Annotated in this window: 22 protein-coding genes; 2 read left to right on the top strand and 20 right to left on the bottom strand. The window is 31.5% G+C overall.

What is annotated here, in order from left to right; translation table 11 throughout:
- Window positions 1–3: 3 nt before the first annotated feature.
- The 18 genes from ACGLWY_RS11440 to ACGLWY_RS11355 form a co-directional block, all read right to left on the bottom strand.
- Window positions 4–924: a glycosyltransferase family 2 protein gene (locus tag ACGLWY_RS11440; RefSeq protein WP_396619799.1), complete on the bottom strand. Its 921-nt coding sequence runs from the start codon at window positions 922–924 to the stop codon at window positions 4–6.
- 6 nt (window positions 925–930) lie between these two features.
- Window positions 931–2,079, bottom strand: coding sequence for a glycoside hydrolase family 99-like domain-containing protein (locus tag ACGLWY_RS11435; protein WP_396619798.1), 1,149 nt, complete (start codon window positions 2,077–2,079; stop codon window positions 931–933).
- The gene (locus tag ACGLWY_RS11430) at window positions 2,063–2,920 is read right to left on the bottom strand and encodes a glycosyltransferase family 2 protein (RefSeq protein ID WP_396619797.1); all 858 of its coding nucleotides are present in this window, start codon (window positions 2,918–2,920) and stop codon (window positions 2,063–2,065) included. The genes ACGLWY_RS11435 and ACGLWY_RS11430 overlap by 17 nt, the downstream gene beginning before the upstream one ends.
- A complete protein-coding gene (locus ACGLWY_RS11425; protein WP_396619796.1) occupies window positions 2,913–3,848 on the bottom strand; it encodes a glycosyltransferase in 936 nt (311 codons plus the stop codon). The genes ACGLWY_RS11430 and ACGLWY_RS11425 overlap by 8 nt, the downstream gene beginning before the upstream one ends.
- Window positions 3,821–4,669, bottom strand: a complete 849-nt coding sequence (locus tag ACGLWY_RS11420; RefSeq protein ID WP_396619795.1) for a glycosyltransferase — start codon at window positions 4,667–4,669, stop codon at window positions 3,821–3,823. Before ACGLWY_RS11420 ends, ACGLWY_RS11425 begins: the two co-directional genes overlap by 28 nt.
- Window positions 4,669–5,745 (bottom strand): glycosyltransferase, encoded by a 1,077-nt coding sequence (locus ACGLWY_RS11415; protein ID WP_396619958.1) that lies wholly within the window; start codon window positions 5,743–5,745, stop codon window positions 4,669–4,671. Before ACGLWY_RS11415 ends, ACGLWY_RS11420 begins: the two co-directional genes overlap by 1 nt.
- A gap of 49 nt (window positions 5,746–5,794) precedes the next feature.
- A complete protein-coding gene (locus ACGLWY_RS11410) occupies window positions 5,795–6,811 on the bottom strand; it encodes a glycosyltransferase (RefSeq protein ID WP_396619794.1) in 1,017 nt (338 codons plus the stop codon).
- A 68-nt stretch (window positions 6,812–6,879) separates the two neighbouring features.
- On the bottom strand, window positions 6,880–8,214 hold the full coding sequence (locus ACGLWY_RS11405) for a hypothetical protein (protein ID WP_396619793.1): 1,335 nt from the start codon (window positions 8,212–8,214) through the stop codon (window positions 6,880–6,882).
- Between the two features lie 47 nt (window positions 8,215–8,261).
- The gene (locus ACGLWY_RS11400) at window positions 8,262–9,008 is read right to left on the bottom strand and encodes a class I SAM-dependent methyltransferase (RefSeq protein WP_396619792.1); all 747 of its coding nucleotides are present in this window, start codon (window positions 9,006–9,008) and stop codon (window positions 8,262–8,264) included.
- Window positions 9,008–9,817 (bottom strand): sulfotransferase domain-containing protein, encoded by an 810-nt coding sequence (locus ACGLWY_RS11395; RefSeq protein WP_396619791.1) that lies wholly within the window; start codon window positions 9,815–9,817, stop codon window positions 9,008–9,010. The genes ACGLWY_RS11400 and ACGLWY_RS11395 overlap by 1 nt, the downstream gene beginning before the upstream one ends.
- 1 nt (window position 9,818) lies before the next feature.
- Window positions 9,819–11,024 carry an ABC transporter ATP-binding protein gene (locus ACGLWY_RS11390; RefSeq protein ID WP_396619790.1) on the bottom strand — a complete coding sequence of 402 codons (1,206 nt, stop codon included), beginning with the start codon at window positions 11,022–11,024 and terminating at the stop codon, window positions 9,819–9,821.
- Between the two features lie 89 nt (window positions 11,025–11,113).
- Window positions 11,114–11,464 carry a four helix bundle protein gene (locus ACGLWY_RS11385; RefSeq protein WP_396619789.1) on the bottom strand — a complete coding sequence of 117 codons (351 nt, stop codon included), beginning with the start codon at window positions 11,462–11,464 and terminating at the stop codon, window positions 11,114–11,116.
- 166 nt (window positions 11,465–11,630) lie between these two features.
- Window positions 11,631–12,476, bottom strand: a complete 846-nt coding sequence (locus tag ACGLWY_RS11380; protein ID WP_396619788.1) for an ABC transporter permease — start codon at window positions 12,474–12,476, stop codon at window positions 11,631–11,633.
- A gap of 373 nt (window positions 12,477–12,849) precedes the next feature.
- Window positions 12,850–13,230: a GIY-YIG nuclease family protein gene (locus ACGLWY_RS11375; protein ID WP_396619787.1), complete on the bottom strand. Its 381-nt coding sequence runs from the start codon at window positions 13,228–13,230 to the stop codon at window positions 12,850–12,852.
- A gap of 144 nt (window positions 13,231–13,374) precedes the next feature.
- Window positions 13,375–13,959 carry an adenylyl-sulfate kinase gene (gene cysC, locus ACGLWY_RS11370; RefSeq protein ID WP_396619786.1) on the bottom strand — a complete coding sequence of 195 codons (585 nt, stop codon included), beginning with the start codon at window positions 13,957–13,959 and terminating at the stop codon, window positions 13,375–13,377.
- A gap of 5 nt (window positions 13,960–13,964) precedes the next feature.
- Entirely contained in the window at window positions 13,965–14,753 is a 789-nt protein-coding gene (gene cysQ, locus ACGLWY_RS11365) for a 3'(2'),5'-bisphosphate nucleotidase CysQ (protein ID WP_396619785.1), read from the bottom strand.
- A 129-nt stretch (window positions 14,754–14,882) separates the two neighbouring features.
- Window positions 14,883–17,369 (bottom strand): polysaccharide biosynthesis tyrosine autokinase, encoded by a 2,487-nt coding sequence (locus ACGLWY_RS11360; RefSeq protein ID WP_396619784.1) that lies wholly within the window; start codon window positions 17,367–17,369, stop codon window positions 14,883–14,885.
- Between the two features lie 10 nt (window positions 17,370–17,379).
- Window positions 17,380–18,177 (bottom strand): polysaccharide biosynthesis/export family protein, encoded by a 798-nt coding sequence (locus ACGLWY_RS11355; RefSeq protein WP_396619783.1) that lies wholly within the window; start codon window positions 18,175–18,177, stop codon window positions 17,380–17,382.
- Between the two features lie 104 nt (window positions 18,178–18,281).
- On the opposite strand from ACGLWY_RS11355, the gene ACGLWY_RS11350 reads away from it, so the two are divergent.
- Both ACGLWY_RS11350 and ACGLWY_RS11345 read left to right on the top strand, forming a co-directional pair.
- On the top strand, window positions 18,282–20,147 hold the full coding sequence (locus ACGLWY_RS11350; protein ID WP_396619782.1) for an ABC-F family ATP-binding cassette domain-containing protein: 1,866 nt from the start codon (window positions 18,282–18,284) through the stop codon (window positions 20,145–20,147).
- An 873-nt stretch (window positions 20,148–21,020) separates the two neighbouring features.
- On the top strand, window positions 21,021–21,794 hold the full coding sequence (locus ACGLWY_RS11345; RefSeq protein WP_396619781.1) for an O-methyltransferase: 774 nt from the start codon (window positions 21,021–21,023) through the stop codon (window positions 21,792–21,794).
- 116 nt (window positions 21,795–21,910) lie between these two features.
- On the opposite strand, the gene ACGLWY_RS11340 is transcribed toward ACGLWY_RS11345, so the two are convergent.
- Window positions 21,911–22,375, bottom strand: a complete 465-nt coding sequence (locus tag ACGLWY_RS11340; RefSeq protein WP_396619780.1) for a transcriptional regulator — start codon at window positions 22,373–22,375, stop codon at window positions 21,911–21,913.
- 6 nt (window positions 22,376–22,381) lie between these two features.
- Window positions 22,382–22,888: a hypothetical protein gene (locus ACGLWY_RS11335; protein WP_396619779.1), complete on the bottom strand. Its 507-nt coding sequence runs from the start codon at window positions 22,886–22,888 to the stop codon at window positions 22,382–22,384.
- Window positions 22,889–22,929: the final 41 nt, after the last annotated feature.

Genomic DNA, 22,929 nt, shown 5'->3' with positions numbered 1-22,929 from the left:
TTTTTAGTTTTTAGTTTTAAATTTTAAAAAGAACGGAAATATTTTTTTTGAGACTTTTAATAACCCAAAAGCTTTTAGCACTTTCTTTATCATTAACCCTGTTTGATAAGGTTTCGATGTCTTGACGTTTCTTAGTCTGCTTTTAAACTCCTCCTGAGCACTATAATACCTCGTTATTAAAACAATTGAAAGCTTATGGAATTCTTTTTCATCAAGTATGTTTTTTAAATGCTCATACGCTTTTATTTGATCTTCGAGTAAACTTTTGGTCATCGTTCTGCTATTTGGATTTTGTCTATAAAAAGCCAAAGGTTCATCTAAAAAAAGAACTTCAACATTTAATTTAAATAGTTTAACCCAAACAATCCAATCTTCTTGGGCTGTTAAGTTTTCAAGAAAACGAATATTATCAAACAATGAAATTTCAAAAAGACCAGAATGTATAGGTATGGAAAAAGACTCATTCCATTTATAAAGCAAGTTCTCATAAGTAAACAATGCTTTATTTAAACTACAATATGGCTCTGAGGTGATGTTTGCATTATCAAAAAACATCCTGAAATTAGATATAACAATCTGTTTGTTTTCGCTCTGGGATATATCCAAAGCGTTTAACGATAATTCAAGCTTTCTTTTATCTAACAAATCGTCAGCGTCTAAAAACTGTATATAAGTTCCGCTTATTTTTTCAAGGGCAAAGTTTCGTGCTGCACTTACCCCATTGTTATCCTTGTAAAAATATTTAAATCTATGATCCTTATTAGCCCATGTTTTTGCAATGTTTTCAGAATTATCCGTACTTCCGTCATTTATTATCAAGCACTCCCAATTGGAATAGGATTGATTGTAAACCGAAAGCAACGTTTCGTTTAAAAATTCACCTTGATTGAAACAGGGAATTATTATTGATATTAATGAATTCATACAATTTTAAAGTAAATGACGCTTTTTAGCACTTTTGACTGCTTCTAACCACTTTAACCCATATTTACTATCTGGTTCCAAATAATTGCCTTCGGCCCATTCATTCCAAGATTTAATTACCAAAAATGGTGGATTATTTGGGTTTTTGTTCATTTCGTTAATAGTGCTTTCTAAATGAATTTTCCATGCTTGTGGCGTTGCATTTTTAAATATCATAGCCTTATTGCCACTTCTAGCTGTATTATCCCAATTAGGGAAAACACAAGGTATATATTTTTCATTGGGAAACTTTACATTTATTTTAGTGACACCTTTTTTGTAATCAAAAATCAATGGTTTCTGCCTGCTATCAATATTTTTTTGTGATTTAAACAATTTCCGGATAGTTCTTTTTAGTTTCCTTTCAATTTTACCAAAAAGACTTCGCTGAGAAAACCAAAACTCTAATCCGTAACGCATTTTTATAAAAACATCAACACCAACTTTTCCATAAATTGATCTATGACTTATAATATCATCTGAGGCTATTGTTGCAACTAAATAAATTCCATTAAAACCATTTTTAAGAGCCAATGTATTAAAAGTTTCAATAAACACATCTACATCTGGTATATCATCCAGTTTATATATATGAAACATAGGTTTATTATCAACCTTAATATAGCGGGAGTCTTTAAAAAAAGGTAATAAATAGTTGAAATAAGCATTATATCCTTCAACACCTTTATATGTTTGCTCTATAAGCACCTCTGGATTATCTAAACCGTGCCAAATGCCTTTCCAAGTTTCATTTGCCCAACAAAAACAAAAGGGTATATCAATTGCTTTATTTAATAACATTCGTTCAGCTGGTTTTTCTAACAGCATGTTATCTATTCCAAACCAATATTGGTAATATATAAAACCGTCTATACCATGTTCTTTCGCTAATTTCGCTTGTTCTTCTTGTATTTTGGGTTGTTTCAATAAATCGTAATAACCTAACTGTCCTGGTAGGATTGGTTGATAATGGTTTTTGAACAATGGTTTTCCTTTTTTTACATTACTCCATTCAGTAAACCCCATTCCCCACCATTTATCATTTTCTGGTATGGGATGAAATTGGGGCAGGTAATATGCAAGAAATTTTATTTTACTATTATTTATTAAATTCATTTACTTCTTTCATGTTTCTAAAAAAAATAAAACCAAAAAACCTTTTAGTGAATGCATTTATAATGAATTTTTCGCTTTTTAATTTTTCTTCATATTTACCTATAACTTGTTCTTTGGCTTGTTCTAATTCTAAAAAAGAACCATAATATTTTACAAAAAAATCGGCATGCTTTACCGAAACATATTCAGCCATTTTTTTAGATTTTTCAAAATCCATTTCTCTTAGCATTGAGCCTTTTTTAATACGATAATAAAACTGTACAGATTCAATTCTTTCAACTTCTCCTCCTTTTTTTAGTAAAGAAATCCAAAATTCCCAATCTTCCCAACCATAAATCATGTTTATATCATATCCTCCGACTAATTCCCAGTCTTTTTTTCTAAACATAGCCGAACAAAAAATCATGTTTTTCCTGCTTAAATTAAAAAGATTAAACTCTGCTAGTTTCCATAAACCACTATCTTCATCAAACTTTTCGGCGTAACAATAAACAACTTTTAATTTTCCATTATTATTAAATGCTTCTAAGCCTAATTTGAGGTAATCTATTCCTAATTTATCATCGGCATCAAGTGGTAAAACAAACTCTCCTAAAGCGTTTTCTATCCCAAAATTTCTCGCATGGCATAAACCTGAATTCTTTTGTTGAAGGTATTTAAATCTTTGATCCTTTTCTACCCATCGTTTCGCTATAGTTTCAGAATTGTCTGTGCTTCCATCATTTACAATTATACACTCCCAATTAGTTTCTGTTTGCTTTAAAACAGATTGCAAAGCTTCATTTAGATAATCAGCTTGATTATAACATGGAACTATTATAGATACTTTTATGTTAGTCATGGCGCTTTAAAATAGTATTTGCTAACCGTTTTATAAACTTTTTACTTTCCATATTATCATAATGTTTAATATACTTCAAAAGTAAATATAACCATTCCAACGTTTTTAATGGTCGCTGTTTAGAAATTTCATATTCATATCTATACATAAAAAACAAGAGTTGTTTTTTACTAAAAAAAGATGCTTTTTTTGAAAACAAATATTTATAAAATTTCACGTAAGATTCTCTTTTTAATTTCAGATTATTGGTTTTACCAGAGATATTTACAGTTGAAATACCAATAAAAACAATACTCTCATTAATGGTATAAATGGGTTTATGATCTGAAAAATCCAACCAAGCACAGTCATCACTGTTCCATGCTAATGGAAAGTTTTGAAACCCATATTTTTCATAAGAATTTCTACAAAATACGTGCTCAGACAAAGAACTTCTTGTTTCATTATTATATTTTCTCCAAAATGATTTAACTGCACTTTCCAAAATTGGATGTTGGTATATTTCTGAAATAGTATTTAATTTTTGATCTACGATTTTACTTGCAAATCGGACTATATTTGTTTTTTTACTAAATGTCTCATAATGTTTATACCAAGATGCTACTACATTATCTGACAAAAAATCATCATCACCCAAAATCATTATCCAATCTTCATCTTCAGTTAAATCTATACAACGTTCCCATTGTCTAACTAATGATGTTCCTCCAACATTTTCATCAAATCTATGATATAAAAAATTTAATTTGTTTTTATATTTCTCTAATATTTCTTCTGGATTTTCTGGACTTGCATCATCTCCAATATATAAATTAAATTGTTTATTGGTTTGATTTGCTAAAGACTTAATTGTCTCTTCAAAAAAAAGAATTTTAAAATATGGAATTACTATGGCTAACTTTATATCTTGTTTTTTATACTTTTCCATAAGTTAAAATGATATTTAAAATTTGGTTGTAGCAAAAAAAGTTTATACCACACTAAATAACCTAAGCGTTGTTTTTTAAATTCGAAACATTGGTTAATAAAACTAAAAGCATTTCTTATCTCGTCACCATTTTTTAAGATATGTGGTTTTACCTGTAAAGGTAAAATAGATTTATACATTTTATGTATTTTATAAGTAGACGATAACCAGTCCTTATTTAGCATTCCTGAAGAAAAATGTTCTATTAAAATTTGATTGGTTACCATAATTTGGCAACCATTTTTTTTACACTCAAAAGATATATTTAAATCATAATTATGATAACCTACCATGACTTCACTAAACCGAATATTCATGCTTTTTCTTAGAGCCATAAAAACTCCATCAATTACCACAACCTCTGCTTCTGAACCTTCATCAAAGCCAGTCATCGTTTTTTCTGGTTCGTCATTTTTATTATGCTGAATTATATTAATCACTTGCTGGTCTTTATGGCAATTCCACCATGGTGACACCATTTTGGTTTTAACTTTAGCACCTGCAATTCCTATTAAACCTACTTTTTCGTTTGCATTAAAAATAGATTGTAAAATTGTGCCCCAATTCTTAGTATGCAACAACACATCATCATGCATAAAACATAAAAAGCTGCCATTACTTTTCTTTATGCCTAAATTATATACTTCAAAAATAGAGTATTGATTTTGTGAATTATCAATTATTAGCAACTCATAAGTACAACCTATTGTTTCAGCTATATTATCTGAGAGCTCTTTTGAAATTGTCCTTTTTCTTGAACAAATTATTAATGACAGCTTCACTATAACAAATGTTTTATACTATTTAAAATTTTGGGAGCTTGATAAAGAGCGCTGAAATTTATAAATTGATTCTTATTTATAGCACAATCTTTATGATAATGATCTGAGTTATTAATATAAAATTCAACATTATTCATTATTGCGATAGTATCTAAATAAGGAACTACTTTACCACCTCCTTTTAGAATAATTTCACTTATCCCATTTGCTTTATCAAAACAAATTATTGGTATTCCTAATTTACCCATTTCAATACAAACTAAAGGGAAAGGATCTTCTCTTGAAGTTAAAACAAATATATCAAAAGTGCTAAATACCGTTTCAGGAGACTCAAGTTCATCCGTAAACTCAATTATATCAGAGATGCCTAATTTTTTAAGTTCATTATTTAAAATCAATCTAAATTCTCCTGTAATAGCTCCTACCCAAATAAACTTAATAGGTAAATTAGCGTAATTATTCTTTTTTAAATTTGCTAATTGTATAAATAAATCAGTCCCTTTTCTAAGACTAGTTGTTCCTGCTCCTCCAACAACAAAATGAGTTTTTTCATTGTTTTTTTTGAAAACAATTCTATCACTAAATTCATACACCATTGCAACTTTATCTTCATTTACACTAGTGAAATTAATAAAGTCATTATTTGCCTCGTTTGACACTGTTATAAACTGGTCTATAAGTTCTATAAATGGAATAACACTTGTTCGATATAACTCTAAAACGCTTCGCATTTCATGTACATGAACCACAAGTTTATTATTAGGGTTTTTCTTTTTAAGAGCTACAGCTGTAGGTATACTAACAATTGTGTTTGCATACACAATATCATAATTATTTTGACTTAAATGAATAAGCAACTTTTCTTTACGATTTGGCTTTTTAAAGCAGCCCAATTTTAACAATACCCGCTGCCAAAACTTTAATTTGATGGGTTTTACTATTTGGCTAAAATCATAAAAAGTACAACAGGACTTTTTAAATTCGTTTTCTAAATCTCCTCCATTCAAAACCAAAACATCAACTTGTATTTCAGCTTGATTTGCTTGTAGCCATTTCAAAAAATAAAGCAACACCATGGGCGCTCCTGTTCTTGTAGCTTCATGAGATATAAAGAGTAGTTTCATGCTATATAACCTTCTTTAAAATATTTTTAATTTTTCTAGTTAACTTATAAATCCTTGAATTTTTGAATTTACGTATTTCTTCAACCTCTTTTTGTAACTTAGAATATTTACTAAATAATTCATTATATTTTTTTACATACATAATATCACCACCACTTTTATTATAAACATCCAACCTAAAAGAGTTAACTTTATCTAAATTTTCATTTGAATAAATTCCTAACAAATAAATAATTGATTCTCTCAATTCTTCAATAATTTTAGAATTAAAATCGCTCGAATTTGTTAACAAATAAAATGAAATTAAATATTCGATTTTTGAATATGGTGATATTAGTTTATTTTTCAAAACAGCTGTTGTGGCAGAAGTAGGGTGTATTCTATATTTTATTTGTGGCACATTTTGGTAATAGAACTTACCTTTTTCAGCAATCAAACTCCATAATAGCCAGTCCTCAAACTGAAATAATTGGGGTAAACCAAATTGGAGATTTTTCAACACCATAGATTTTACAATTACTGTTGAATTACATATCTTATTAGACTTTAACCAGCTTTCTTCTTCGTGTATTTCATACAATCTATCGTGGACATCTAAGGCAAACTCATTCTTAAAAACGGACTCTAATTCATTTAATATTTCAACTTTTGAATGTACAAGTATTACATCTTTAAACTTTTTAAAGATATTAAGTTGGTCACTTAATTTGTTAGGATAAAATATATCATCTGCGTCCAAAAAAGCAATATAATCACCTTTAGCAACTTTAATTCCTAGTTCTCGAGATTTTGAAACACCCAAATTAACCCCTTCAGGATGCTGTAATAGAATTATTTTTTTATCATCCCTATACTTATTGATTATATCAATAGAATTATCTCCCGAACCATCTTCTACAAGTATTAGTTCCCAATTATCGTAACTTTGTTTAATTACTGATTGAATTGTTTGTTCAATATATTTAGCTGCATTGTATATAGGTACTATTACCGAAACCATACCATTTTGATTTTCCATCAACTATCTTGTTTTTTTACAAAGAAATGCCTTTAAAGCTACATTAATAGTAATAAAAATTCCCCAAATCACACATTATTGTTTTTGTATTTATAAAAAACACCTGTATAAGACTTAATAGTTCTTTTAATGAATCTTTCGATTTTTACCTGCATATATCTTAACCATACTTTTTTATTAAAAAAACCTGACTGTAAAGTTTTATAAAATAAACTCATCATTGAATTTTCTATACAATATCTTTCAAAGAATATGTAGAAAAATTTTTGTGCCAATATTAAATTTTTATTATTAACAGTTCTATTTTTAATTAAATGTTCTATGTTACTATTTAAATTTTGTTTGTTATTATAGTCATAGGTAAACCCTAGACCAGAGTAAAAACTATTACAATGAGACAAGACTGGTTTGTTATATAAGCAGGCTTCTAATCCGGCTTGTGAATTTACAGTAACAACAATTTGCGATTCCTCAATTAGTTTGAATGTATTATAATCGTTAAGATAATCTATATATACATTCTCAGATTCATATTTTTTTATTCTGTTATAAGTCGGTAATCCATATATTTTCTCTACTACAGGACTTATTCCTTCAATTTCTTTTGGATGTAATTTAATAACCAATGGGATATTTAAATCATGGCATACATCTATAGTATTCTTAATTATTTCCACAGGATTTTTAAACTCGTCTTCAATAGCAAACAATTGAGCTGCATCGCAATACACCTGACCTAAAAATAAAACATAGGGTTTATCAAATGGTATTTTAGAATTATTCATGTTGGATATATGCTCTTCCTTTTTATTGCAAAAAATGGTACTTTTGAACTGAATTGCGTAAGATTCAGCCTTTTGCCTACTGACTTTGTTTTTAAACTTATGAAAATATTTTTTGGCTAAATTATATGTGACTACTTTTCCAGAGATATCATCCCAAACAATCCTACTATTATTAGACGTATTCTCAATGCATAAAAAAGGCATATTGTACTTCTTTGCAAAGGTCAACAAACAAGCATCTATGAGTGAATAACCATTAATAACAATAACCAAAGAAAACGTATTGCTACTAAATATGTTATCAAAATCACCTATAATTATTTTTGCTATAGAAAACCATTTAGATATAACTTCTCTATGTAAATCAAATTCTAACTCATCTTTAAATATTATTAAATCATTACAAATATTATAAATAGTTAAATCATATAAACGTATACCCAAATAAGTCTCATCAATATCTAGTTTAGCATTGTTGTTATTCTTAAAACCATTTAAATATATATTTTCATCAATAGGGTAGGATTGTACACCAATAGAGCTAAAACCTAGTTCCATTTTTTTTTGGTTTATGTTAAACCAATTAATTTTTATACTATTAAAAATTACTTTATTCAATATGAATTATTTTAAACCTATCTCGCCTTTATAATTTATAATCTACTTTACCAATTTAATTCTTTAATATCTCCATTAAAAGGTTCTGTTGTACCTTGAGGAAAAAACGCATTCAACTTTATTATATCTCCACTATCATAACTTAAATCTGGGTAAGAGATTATACTTTTCTTTTTTAGAATAAGACTTATATTGTAGCCATATGACTTTATAGAAACATCTCTACAATCAAATCCTGCCATTATTAATTGATACATAAGCAACCCTGCATTCCATAAAGTAACATGTCCGCCTACAATATCGTGTTTTAAAGGCGGTACTGTAATTGCTAATATGCCACCTTCTTTTAAATCATTATGTGTTTTTTTTAAAAACAAATTTGGATTTGGTTGATGCTCTAAAACATGCGATGCCCAAATAGCATCAAATTGTTCTTTAAAGTCATGACTATAATAATCTCCAAAAATACAAGTATGGTTTTCGCTACGCCTCTCAAAATATATAGATTTTCCAAAATCTATTGAGGTTACTTTTTTTCCTTCGTTTTGAAGCATATCACTGTGCTTTCCTTCTCCACTGCCAATATCTAAAACGGTTTGAAAATCAAAATCAGTAATAAACTTTTTAAGTGCTTCTCCTGCAAACGGCAGGTTGTCATAAGGGGTTTTAACATGACCATTCAAGACAAATCCTCGACTCTCTGATTCTTTTTTTTTAGGTGATTTTTGAACACTTTTTATGCGACTTAATTTTAATCCAAAATAGCTTAAAAGTTTGTTGATTATTTTCTTCATTATAACATTTCTACATTAAATTTTTCCAATTTATATCCATATAGAGTGTAAGTTTCATAAGTGTTTTTAGATATGAAATCAAATTCTTCTTCAGAGATATCCTGTCTGTATTTTATTAATGATGCAGTATCGATAGGTTTAGACAAATCATTCTTGCCGTGACCTTCAAATCCAGCATCATAGTAGCTATGCGCACTTAAAAGCTTATCATTCATATCTATTTTCAATATACTACAAACATTCTCTAATGTCTGCTTTGTATTTAAAAGTAAATCTTCATATCTAATTACAGGTAATTTAGTATCCAAAAGCTGTTTCATTCTTAAGTTATAAAACAAACAAAACTGCTCAACTGGTGTTTTTCCATTAAATAATGGAATTGATTTTTTATTAATATCCTTCAACCATCTAAAAAATCGTTCCTCATTACCTTCCCAAAAATTATCATTTTTATTGTATTGGGGCAACTCTTTATCATAAGTTTTTAAACTAGCATAAATAGAAACAGGGTTTCTTGATAAAATAAAACCTTTAAATGGATATGGATGTTTCCATACACCTTGTTTTAATAGTAATATTTTATTTTTATCAAGGTTATAAGGCCTAATAACAGGATGAGTTCTAGAAATGGTTTCTTTTTTGTAAGTCTTTAAAAATTGAAATGCTCTTTCTTTATTTACATTATCATTTTTTTCAAGGTTATGAACTATTTCTATATTTGGATGTACCGCAAGAATTTTAAGCATTAAAGTTTCTCCACTTCGCGCCATACTTGCCATATGGTATACTTTATTATTTTCTTTAAACAATTTAAACATTTCTATCCCATTTACCTGATAACATTACTGGACTAACACCTGTAAACTCATTTATAAATTTTATAGTATTCAAATTCTGAATCCACAAATATTTTTTACCCGTTAAACAATCATCCACAGTAAGTGAAAATTTATATAATCCCGTATTTAAATAAATTTCATCTATAGAAAAAACAAATTCATTTAAACCTTTGTTTAACTTTATATCTTGATTTAAAAATTTAGAACTTCCCTGGCAAACAGGTGCTAATTCCCTACTCATTATAACAAGATTAAGTTCTATATTATCCAAATCTAACTCAGAAATTAAACCTAATTTGATTTCAAAATTTTTAATTTTACCTGTAAATACATTCAAATCAGTTTTAAAATAATCTAGTTGACAATAATTTGATTGAATTATTGTTGCCTTATCCTCAACAAAATTATCATCATAATAAGCTTCAATTACATAACCGTTATTACCTTGAATTTTTATTTGCCCCTTATGCATTAAAATAGCACTTGTACATATTTTAGAAACCTGTGGCATGGAGTGAGTGACTAAAATAACACAACAGCTTTTCATAAGTTCAGAAATACGTTCATAACATTTAGCCCTAAAACTAACATCCCCCACCGCCAAAACCTCATCAATAATCAATACATCCGGTTCCATTTGCGCAGCAACGGCAAAGCCTAAACGCACTTTCATACCAGAACTATAGTTTTGTACGGGCATGTCTATAAACTCACGAATTTCGGCAAAATCTATAATGTCTTCTACTTTAGCATCAATCTCTTTTTTGGTAAACCCCAAAACCGCCCCGTTATTGTATATGTTTTCCCTACCACTTAAAATGGGGTTAAAACCTGCGCCTAACTCTATAAGCGCACCAACCCGCCCTTTGATGGTGACTTTACCGGCATCGGGGTTTATTAGGCCATTTAGTATTTTTAGAAGGGTACTCTTACCCGCACCATTATGACCTATCAAGCCTAGACATTCACCACGACGTAACTCAAAATTAATATCTTTTACCGCCCAAAATTCCTTATCGCGTAACAGTCTTTCGCTTTTATTACCGTGAATATTAGAAATCAAATCTTTTACGCCATACCACAAGCTTGTTTTTAAATCTTTGCAGAATTTTTTTGAAAGCCCTTCTACTTTGACAAGGACTTCATTGGTTGTTTCTATGTTTTTTTCTTCTATCATATTTTGTACAAGACGTGAAGCGTGAGACGTGAAATGTGAAACGTTGTTCTCGTTTCCCGATTCACTTTTCACGTTTCACCATTCCCGATTCACAATTTCCGTTTCAAATAATTCCTAAACCCTAATAACAATTGTTTTACTTTTGTTATTAACGCCATTAATTCTTTAGTTTCATCAACATATTTTAATCTTATAGCGATCAAATAGTGTGTTTCCAATTCCGTTAATGACCCTAAAGCTATTGAAATAAATTGAATTAATTCCTTATCACTTTTTCTTCCAGAACCTTCTGCAATATTAGAAGGTATTGAAATAGCGGACCTTCGTATTTGACTGGTTAAACCATAACGTTCATCATCTGGAAACTTAGATGACATGGTATAGATTTCCTCAACTAAATCCATGCTACATTTCCATACATCTAAATCTTTATGCTCCATATTTATTTATTTTTACGTGAAACGTTGTTCGTGAGACGTGAAACGTGAGGCGTGAGACGTTGTTCTCGTTTCCCGATTCACTTTTCACTTTTCACCATCCCCCGATTCACTTTTCACTTTTCACCTTTCACCATTTCACAATTCACGATTCACCATTCATTAATTTCTAAGCACTTAAACGTTCAACGATTATAGGAATGGATGTTCTATAAAACAGCAGACCAATAAAAAACAAAGAGGTACTTATTGCAAAAACCCAACAAAAATAGCCCAAATACGCTGGCGAAGTTCCCAGAGCCAAATCTCTTGCAGTTAAAATAAGTGACGTAAATGGATTTAACTCCATAATGGTTTTCATAAGTCCACTTTTTGGAATGGCATAAACCACTGGGGTTATATACATCAACAAGCTTAAACCCATACTGATGATTTTGGCAATATCATTATAAATAAGACTGATAGGCGTAATAAACAACCCAATAGTAGTACCAAATAATATGGCCGCCAATATAGCGAACGGAAATAATAATAAAGACCAATGAAATCCGATACCAAACGCAAAAATTAAAACCACCAACAGCCCTATTTTTATAGAACTGTTAAAAAGCAGTTTATAAATGCCCGTTAGAATCAAAGCCTCTTTTGGGAAATTTATTTTGGTCATAATACCTCTAGCTGCATTGGTATTGCTTGTCGGAGAATTGATAGACTCTGTAATAATAGACCAAATTAAGGTTCCTGAAAATACAAATACGGGATATGGCACACCAGTATCTGAAAGGTTTACGGTTCCTGTTGAGTTTAAAAATATCCAAACAAAAGCAGAGCTAATAGGTGTAATAAATGCCCAAATAATCCCTAAATACGACTGTCGGTATTGCGATTTTATATCTCGGGTAGCGAGTTGTTTTGCTAAAAAATGAGAAGCAAAAAAATCTTTGGCACTTGCCTTTAATAGCTTGCCTATTTTTAAGTTGTTCTCCTTTTGATATATTTTGGTTTCAAGTTGCATGCTTTTGGTTTCTCAATTTAGTGTGTTTTGATGCTCTTAACTTTTGTTTTCCTACTTAACTTTTACTTTTATAGTTCCCCTGTCAGGCTGAGCTTGTCGAAGTCCAGTTCTTAGCGCCTCAACATATAGCTTCGACAGGCTCAGCTTGACAACATGTTCACTTATAGGCTTCTCTGTCAATCTGAGCAGCCTAAGACTTCTTCTATAAGCACTTCGACAGGCTCAGTGTGACAAACTTAATCTTTCCTCTTACTTTCTATATAGTTACTCTGTCAGACTGAGCTTGTCGAAGTCCTATTACCTAGACTTCCTTCATATCACTTCGACAGGCTCTGTATGACAGGCATATTTTAATACCACTTCCGTTATCAGACTAGCTTGTCGAAGTCTCACCATCCTTACCATATTGTGTATAATTTTTTGAATATTCCACTAATTTATCCCAATTTTCATCAATTAAAGCTTGCTTTTTTCTCCTACTCCATCCTTTTATTTTCTTTTCAAACATAATGGCTTGGGAAGGTTCGGTAAACATTTCAAACCATACCAACTCCACTGGTCTTCTTTGATATGTATAAGTGTATTTATCAATACCTTTATTGTGTTCAAACAATCGTCTTTCAAGATTATTTGTAATTCCCGTATAAAAAGAACCGTCTTCACATTTAACTATATAAACAAAATAATTTTTCATACACTTTACTTTATATGCTCCCTTGACAGTTTGAGCATTTTTAGCTTCTTCTATAAACACTTCGACAGGCTCAGTGTGACAAACTTATTTACTCTCTTACTTTTATAGTTACTCTGTCAGGCTGAGCTTGTCGAAGTCCTATTACCTAAACTTCCTTCATATAGCTTCGACAGGCTCAGTGTGACAAACTTATTTAACCGATTATCACAATTTACGTTTTAAAACATCTAAAATTCTAACTACCGCCTCTTCCGGGCTTTCTTTAAGCGTTTCAACTTCTAATGTTGGGTTTGTCGGTATTTCAAAAGGCGCACTGATGCCTGTAAAATTTTTAATGGTGCCTGCCCGTGCTTTTTTATACAAACCTTTAACGTCGCGTTGCTCGCAAACTTCTAAAGGAGTATTTATAAACACTTCTATATAATAATCACTACCTACAATAGCTTTAATATCTTCGCGTGTTTTGTTGTACGGTGAAATAAAAGCCGCTATAACCACCAAACCTGCATCAATAAACAATTTAGCGACTTCGGCAGTGCGTCTTAAATTTTCAATCCGGTCTTCTTTTGTAAATAATAAATCCTTGTTTAAACCACGTCGCAAATTATCGCCATCTAAGGTATACGTATGCACATCTTGCTTATGCAATTCCTTTTCCAATAAATTAGCTATGGTGGATTTTCCAGAACCCGACAAACCCGTAAACCATATTAAACAAGGCTTATGTTTATTTATGAGGGTCCTATCTTCCCTATTTATGGTATATGTTTGCTTTCTATTATGTTCCATTGCTTTTATTGAACTATAAAATAGGGGTTTAACAAATTTTCTTTATTGTATTGCAATTCATCGCTTCTGTCAACCTGCATTACTTTTAAACCTACCGCATTACAGATGGCGTGTCCAGCAGCCGTGTCCCATTCCATAGTAGGTGCAAATCTAGGATAGATGCTAGCCTCACCTTGTGCCACCAAACAGAATTTTAAAGAACTTCCTTTTGAAACCAAGCGAATGTCATGGCCTTGGGCTTCTAAATTTTTAATAAAATTGGTTGTTGCTTCACTTTTGTGGGAACGACTGCCTACTATCTTAATCTGGTTATCAAACTCTTTTTGCGGTACCAGTTCTGTGCTGTTTTTAAAAATAGCGTCGGTAAATGTATGGGCATCCAACTCGGCTTTATAAGCTTTGTTATTTGACACCAGAGCATAATACACTATTTTGGTTTCAGGAACATAAATAACACCTAAAACAGGTTTATTGTGCTGTATAAGGGCTATGTTTACTGTAAACTCACCATTTCGTTTTACAAATTCCTTAGTGCCATCTAATGGATCTACCATCCAACACATATCCCAATGTTTTCTTATTTCGTAGGGAATTTGCTTGTTTTCTTCGCTTATAATAGGAATGGCTGTTTTTTGTAAATACGCATTAATAATGGCATTGGCATGTTCATCGGCTATTGTTAATGGCGAATTATCCTGTTTTAGAGTAACCTCAAAACTACCCGAATAAATGTTCATTATTTCTGCACCTGCATAAATAGCAGCTTCTATGGCCAATTTAAGTAATGTCTTCATTAATTTACACTAATATATGACTTCCATTCGATTTATTAAACATTACAGATAACTACTCCGTAGATACTCCATAGATACCCCGTAGATACTCTGTAGATAGTGTATGGATAGCGTGCTTCAAAAAACAAATTAGCGTCCTTTATGGGATCTAAAAAGAGACTTCAAACGATTTAAAACCCCTTTATTCCTAGACTCTTCATGGTACCCATTGGCATAATTTCCATAGCCGTAACCATAACCGTAGCCATAGCCATAGCCGTAACCGTAGCCGTAGCCGTAACCATATTTTGCTTTTCGGTCGTAGCCGTTATAGATGAAACTGATATTTTTTATTTGTTTGGTTTTATATTTTTCATTTATAAAATGAAGCATCCCATTCTTTGTATAATCTTGTCTAATGACATACAAAGAAGCATCTACATGCTCTAACAGTTCTAATGCATCAGCTACCAGACCTACTGGCGGTGTATCCAAAACAATATAATCATAGGTATCTTTTAAAGCTGTTAGCAGTTCTGCAAGCTTTTCACTTATTAATAACTCTGAAGGATTTGGAGGAATGGGCCCCGAGGTAATAACGTCCAAATGCTCAATTTCTGTGTGCTGAATGATAGTCTCCAACGGCTCTTGCCCAATTAAATAATTTACAACACCTATATCGTTTTTAATATCAAAATCACCAAAAATCTTTGGTTTCCTTAAATCCAGTCCCAGCAAAATAGTTTTCTTGCCACTTAATGCAAAAACCGTAGCAATGTTAATGGAACAAAATGTTTTGCCTTCGCCACTTACAGATGATGTTACCATTAATGTTTTGGCACCTTCTAAGTCTTTAGACTTGTAAAAATACTGCAAATTAGTACGTATGGCCCGAAACCCTTCGGCAACGGCCGATTTGGGCTTTCTATGAACTACTAAATTATTATCCAATTTATTTTTACCAATAATCCCTAACATGGGGATGGGAGATAATTGTTCCACATCTACCGGAGTATGGATATGATCATCTAAAAATGTTAAAACAAACGCTAATAATAAGGGAATAAGTAAAGCACCAAAAAATGCAAATACATATCGAATGTTTAAATTTCTACCTAAAACAGTCGCTCCTGTATTTTTGGCAGGATCGATAACTAAAATATCTGATACATTCGACGCTTTAATCATTTGTGCTTCACCTCGTTTTGCTAAAAAAGCATTGTAAGTTTGTTCACTTAAAGAATATTGGCGCTTAATAGTGATTAACTGTTGTTGATCTTCCGGAAGCTTGCTAAACTGGGATTCAATAGCATGTAGATTAGAACTAACGGTACTTAACTCCCTTTTTAAACCATTAGTAACCGAACTAATGTTTTCTAAAAGGACATTTTTTATACCTTCAATTTGTCTGTTTAAATCATTAAAAACGGATGCATCACTACGCACCGAATACTGCAACTTCGATTTTTGAACGGATAAATCGTTTATTTTGGAAACATTTGCTAAAATATTGCCATCCCCAATACCTGCTATAGATGGGGCTGGTATTTCGGTAAATGTGTTACTTGTTAACAAATAGTTTTTAAGATTGGAATAATAATTTAGTTGTCTAGTTATAGCTTCCTTTTCGGCATCAAATTTTGTTAGCTTGTCTTTTAACTGGTCCGTTTCATTATCAAGTGTGTAAATCTTGTTCTTCTTTCTGTAGTCGTTAAGTGCTTCAACATTTTCAGATAATTCGCCTTTTACTCTAGAAATTTGTTCATCTATAAAATTAATGGCGTTGGTAGCATATTGGTTTTTTCTATTTAATTGGTCTTCACCTAAAACGGCTACAATGCCATTTAAATAATCAACTATCTTTTCTGTATTCTTATGTATCAGGGAAATATCAAGTATGGGGGAATTTGCAGTACTCCCTATGGCTGTTCTGCCTTGATAACTGGCAACCGTACTATCAAAATTACTAAATTGTATAAAGAATGGCTCGCCTACATGGGCTTTTCGGTTTTCAGCCAAATTAATAACACCTTTTAAAAATGGCAAGTCTATGGTATCTCCTATCTTAAACTGCTCTTTAAAAATTCCAGCAGATACACCAACCGTTGAAATATCTTTAGTAGTGTAATTTTGCACTTGTACACTAGGATTTAAAAACTCGGCTTCCAACTCAAAAGAATCTGCATTTAAAAAGGTGATCTTTACTGGAATGTTTAAAAGTTGGGGGGCATTATAATCATGGTAAAATCTAAAAGGTGCCGCTTTATAAATATCTTGCATTCTAAACCTGCCCTGTTTTAAATAGCTTTTATAAAACTCTAAGCGATCCACTACTTTTTCATGGTGTGACCTCGATTTCAAGGTTACAATCATGGTTTCGACCTTAGCTGTAACACCTCCCCAGTTGAAGGTTAAACTGGCATTGGATGTGAATAACGGATTGTTATCATTTTCAATAGAAATTTTAGTTCCTAAGCGGTAAGAGAACTCTTCCCGTATGTTTTTTTGATACACAAAGAAAATACCAATAGCCAATAGCAATAAGAAAAACTTCCAATAACTTAAAGCCCTGAATAAAAACTTTTTTATATTGAAACTACTTGCACCCGACTCTGAAACTTCAAATTCTTCAATCATAACTTAAACTTTAAAGATTTCGAGTTAAAAAATAGGTTGACACTAATACAGACAATATAGAAGCTATCGTGGTGATGTTCTGAATAGCCGTTTGTCCTGCCCCTAAAGCTTTACGCCTTAAAGGTTTCACCAATATAATGTCATTGGGCTGAATATAATAATAAGGCGAATCCATTGCCGCAATATCTGTTAAGTCTATATGGTGTATTTTTTGTCCGTCGGGGTATTGCCTGATAACCAAAACATCTTTTCTATCACCTGTCTGACTGATATCGCCCGCATTTGCTAAAGCCTCTAAAATATTAACCCTATCTTGGAATAACGTATACACACCTGTACCAACCTCGCCTATGGTGGTATATCTCAAACCTGCCAATTTTACGGTAACAAATAATTCTGCCGATTCTTTGAAATATTGAGCCAACAACTCACTTTTAACTTTTTCTTCAATTTCTTTAGTTGTAAAACCTAACACATTAATCTCTCCCAGAATAGGAAATTTAATATTACCATGTAAATCAACAGTAAAACCACTAAAATACAAACCCGATTGTCCTTGTGCTGTACCAATATTGTTAGCTCCAACAGGATTGAAAATAGCCGTAAGCTCATTATCCAAAGCCTTTACATTAATACTTAAAATATCATTAACTTGAACCCTGTAAGGTTTATACAATTCTTTAATCAATAATGAATCCTGTTTAACAGTACCTTTATCTTGTAAATAAACGACATCTTTATTGGTGATACACGAAGAACATAAAACACTGATTGACACACAAATAAACAGGAATGTTTGTTTCATCATAGGGCTATTTGATTTAGCACAAATATAACTTTTAGCATGGAACAATAAAACTTATAACGCTATTTTTGGTTTTTTATCCTTTATTTGCAAAAAAAAATAACCCTTTGAATTATTTAACTGTTGAAAATATATCGAAATCTTACGGAGAGCTTACACTCTTCGAAAACATTTCTTTTAGTATCCATAAAGACCAAAAAATAGCTTTTGTAGCGAAAAATGGCACGGGTAAAACCTCTATTTTAAATATTATTTCTGGTGATGATGAAGCCGATTCCGGTAATATAACCTATAGGAATGGCATTGTAGTTTCATTTTTATCGCAAGACCCAAAATTGGACAAGAACCTAACGGTTGAAGAAACCATTTTTGCAAGCGACAATCCCATTTTAAAAGTTATTTCAAATTATGAACGGGCACTTTTAAACCCTGAAAACTCGGATGCTTACCAAAAAGCATTCGAACAAATGGAACAGCACCAAGCCTGGGACTTTGAAACGCAATACAAACAAATACTTTTCAAACTAAAACTTGAAGATTTAAATCAAAAAGTAGGAGCGCTTTCTGGGGGGCAGAAAAAGCGTTTATCGCTAGCGAACGCACTAATAAACAAACCCGATTTGTTAATTCTTGATGAGCCTACAAACCATTTAGATTTGGAAATGATCGAATGGTTGGAAGCCTTTTTTGCAAAAGAAAACATCACCCTATTTATGGTAACCCACGACCGCTACTTTCTAGAACGCGTATGCACCGAAATTATAGAACTGGACGAAGGGCAAATGTATAGCTACAAAGGCAATTATTCCTATTATCTAGAAAAGCGCGAAGCCAGAATTGAACAAACCGAAGTGGAAACCGGCAAAGCCAAACAGCTCTTTAAAAAAGAATTGGAATGGATGCGTCGCCAACCAAAGGCACGTACTACAAAATCGAAATCGCGTATAGACGATTTTCATGATATTAAACACCGTGCCAGCCAACGCCGAAACGACCATGAAGTACAACTAGAACTCAACATGGAACGTTTGGGCAGCAAAGTGGTAGAGTTCCATAAAGTATCCAAATCCTTTAAGGATAAAGTAATCCTTGATGGTTTTGAATACCTATTTAAAAATGGGGAACGTGTTGGAATTATTGGAAAAAATGGTACTGGAAAAACCACTTTTTTAAACCTTTTAACACAAACTACAAAACCAGATTCTGGAAAAGTAATTTTAGGCGAAACGGTCAAATTTGGTTATTACACCCAAAACGGTATCACCATAAAACCAGAGCAAAAGGTCATTGATGTGATTCGGGAATTTGGCGATTACATTCCGTTAAAAAAAGGACGTCAAATTTCGGCTCAACAATTGCTGGAACGCTTTTTATTCAGCAGAAAAAAACAATACGATTTTGTTGAAAAACTAAGTGGTGGCGAACGTAAACGCCTGTATTTATGTACGGTTTTAATTCAAAATCCTAATTTTTTAATTCTGGATGAACCTACAAACGATTTAGATATCGTCACCCTGAATGTATTGGAAAGTTTCTTATTGGATTTTCCTGGATGTGTGATTGTAGTATCGCACGACCGTTATTTTATGGATAAAGTCATCGACCATCTTTTTGTTTTTAAAGGTGAAGGCGTCATTGAAGATTTCCCAGGGAATTATACCGATTACAGAGTTTATGAAGATAGCCAACCTGTAATTTCCAACACCCAAGAAGACAAGAAAGATAAAAAAGCTTGGAAAAAAACAGAAGACAACAAACTCTCTTACAACGAAGAAAAAGAACTGAAAAATATTGAAAGCAAGTTAAATTCGTTAGCGTTTGACAAAAAAGAACTAGAAGCAAAGTTTAACAATCCCGATTTATCACCCGAGGAAATAAACAAACTTTCGGAAGCGTTGCAGAAAATTATTGAAGACATAGAAACCAAGGAAGAACGCTGGCTGGAGTTATTATCTAAGTTGGAGGAAAGTTAAGGAGTTAAGGAGTTATAAAGTTACAAAGTACCTAAGGGGCTAAGTGGTGAAGTAGCAGCTGCAGAACTACAAAGAGGCTAAGTTGAAAAGTTAAAAGGTTATAAGGTTATGAGGTTATGAGGTTACAAAGTACCTAAGAGGCAAAATAGTGAAGTAGTAGCGGCAGAGCTACAAAGAGGCAAAGTTGCAAAGTGGTAAAGAAACAAGTCAAAATCTCTAAAAGCAAAAAAACCTAAAAACCTGAAGCTCTGAAACTTTGTACTTAGAAACTTTGTTACTTTGAAACTCTGAAAACTTTGAAGCTCTGCAACTTTGATACTTTGAAACTATAAAAAGAGACAAAGCTAAATCTCTGAAACTTTAAAACTCTGAAGCTTTGAAGCTCTGCAACTTTGAAACTTTGAAGCTTTGAAACTCTGAAACTATAAAAAGTGGCAAAGCTGCAAAGTGACAAAGAAACAAGTCAAAATCTCTAAAAGCAAAAAAACCTAAAAACCTGAAGCTCTGAAACTTTGTACTTAGAAACTTTGTTACTTTGAAACTCTGAAACTTTGAAGCTCTGCAACTTTGAAACTTTGAAACTATAAAAAGAGACAAAGCTACAAAGTAGCAAAGAGACAAAGTTGCAAAGTGGCAAAGAGACAAAGCTAAATCTCTGAAACTTTAAAACTTTGAAGCTTTGAAAATCAGAAGTTTAGAAACTTTGTGTCTCAAAAACTTTGAAACTTTAAAAATCAGAATCTTAGACAAAACTTTGAAACTTTGAAGCTCTGCAACTTTGAAGCTCTGCAACTTTGAAACTTTGAAGCTTTGAAACTTTGAGCCTTTGAAACTTTGAGCCTTTGAAACTTTGAAACTTTGAAACTATAAAAAATGTTTTACCAAGCCATTCAATACATAAAATTCCTGTTCAAATCCACCAACCAACACGGTGTGCACTCTCCTTTTGTCTACAATTTAGTCACAAAATGCTTTTACGATACAGCAAATTACGAAGCCTACAAGAACATTTCAGCATATAAAAAACAACTACTTCAAGACCACACTAAAATTACAGTAACCGATTTAGGTGTAGGTTCCCAAATAACAAAGCAGCAGGAACGCACTATTTCTGAAATTGCCAAAAACGCAGGAACGACCATTAAAAGAGCCAAACTTTTATACCGACTTAGTGCCTATTTTAATTTTGAAAACATATTAGAATTAGGTACCTCACTAGGTATTGCAACACATGCGGTGAGTTTAGCCAATCCTAAATCAAAAATTACAAGCATTGAAGGTTGCCCGATGATTTCAGAATTCACTAAAGCAATTTTTAAAAAGCATCATTTAAAGAACACAAATCTTATCACAGGAGATTTTAATGAGGTCATAAAAACCCTAACACCCAAATCCTTCGATTTTATTTTTTTCGATGGCAACCACCAAAAAGAAGCCACTTTACAGTATTTCGAAACCTTGATAGAAACGGTGCACAACAATTCGGTTTTTATTTTTGATGATATCTACTGGTCGAAAGAAATGACCGAAGCTTGGGAAATCATAAAACAACACCCAAAAGTAACCGTAACTATCGATACCTTTTTTTGGGGGGTTGTGTTTTTTAGAAAAGAACAGGTTAAAGAGGATTTTATTATTCGGGTTTAAAAGACTGTCTAAATACGCCTATCATTTTAAGTAATAATAAATGCTAAAATTTTTAGATTAAATTAGTTTACTGGTAATAATTGCAGTTACTTATAGTCATTATTGGCGTGTCATTTTTATAGGGATAATAATTTTTTATAATCATATTTTTCATAATCCTTTGTTCTTTCTTTTTTTAATTTCACCATTTCGTTTTTCACTTGTACCCTATACCAATATTCAGGTTTTGTATGAGAAAATGAACTGATTTTCAAAACAACTTCTGGATTTAATTTTCTATTTCCAGTCAAATACTTATGTAGATTACTATCTCTCATCCCAAAATATTTAGCTAAATCTCTTTTTGTAATGCCCAATGCTTTTAAATACATCTTTACAAAATCTAATATATCAAGTACTTCATTTTCTTTAATATCATCTTTTTCAATATAATCTTCCAATTTATATTGAATAGAAAGAAGTTTATTTCTAATTTTTCGTTCTTTGGATTGATTATCAGAATGATTCTTGATGAACTCGTTTATGGTATTGAGTTTTTCATCGTTCCAAATGTCTTTAGGTAATATTTCTGTCTTTTTCATAACCTTTTATTTTAAAAATTCGTTTATCAGCGCTTCGCTTCCTTCAGGTAGAATAATCATTGTTGTTGAATTGTCAAGCCTTACTGCATTGTATTTTTGACTATATAATTTCATTAGTCTTATCTCATTTTCTTTTTTCTCTTCTAATACGTCAAAAGCCAAATAACCTTCTTTGCCATTAATAAAACTTTGTCTACAAGCAAAGGCAATTAAACAACCAGCAACTCTATCATACTTCTTTTCATTTCCTTTATTATGAGAAGCAACTTCTACAAATGCCATATAGACTTGAAATGGTGTTTTAATATTTATAATTAAACATCCTTCAATTATTTCAGGTGTTTTATCCGTTGTTAGAATATAGGTTTCGTAATATTTTCCTTTGGAGTGCTTACTAAAATTAAATCTCCACCCATCATTTATTGAAGGTAGGCTTGCTTTGTTTTTAGTAACCAATGAGATTTTAGATTTTATCTCTAATTTGGTTTCAAACTCTAATATTTTTACATTCATTTATATTTCAATTCAATTCAAAGATACAAAAATTATACAAA

Origin of the sequence: Mariniflexile sp. HMF6888 (assembly GCF_044335535.1) — a bacterium.
Classification (GTDB): Bacteria; Bacteroidota; Bacteroidia; order Flavobacteriales; family Flavobacteriaceae; genus Mariniflexile.
The sequence above is the reverse complement of the archived record's forward strand: the minus strand, read 5'-3'. Positions and strand labels throughout refer to the sequence as shown.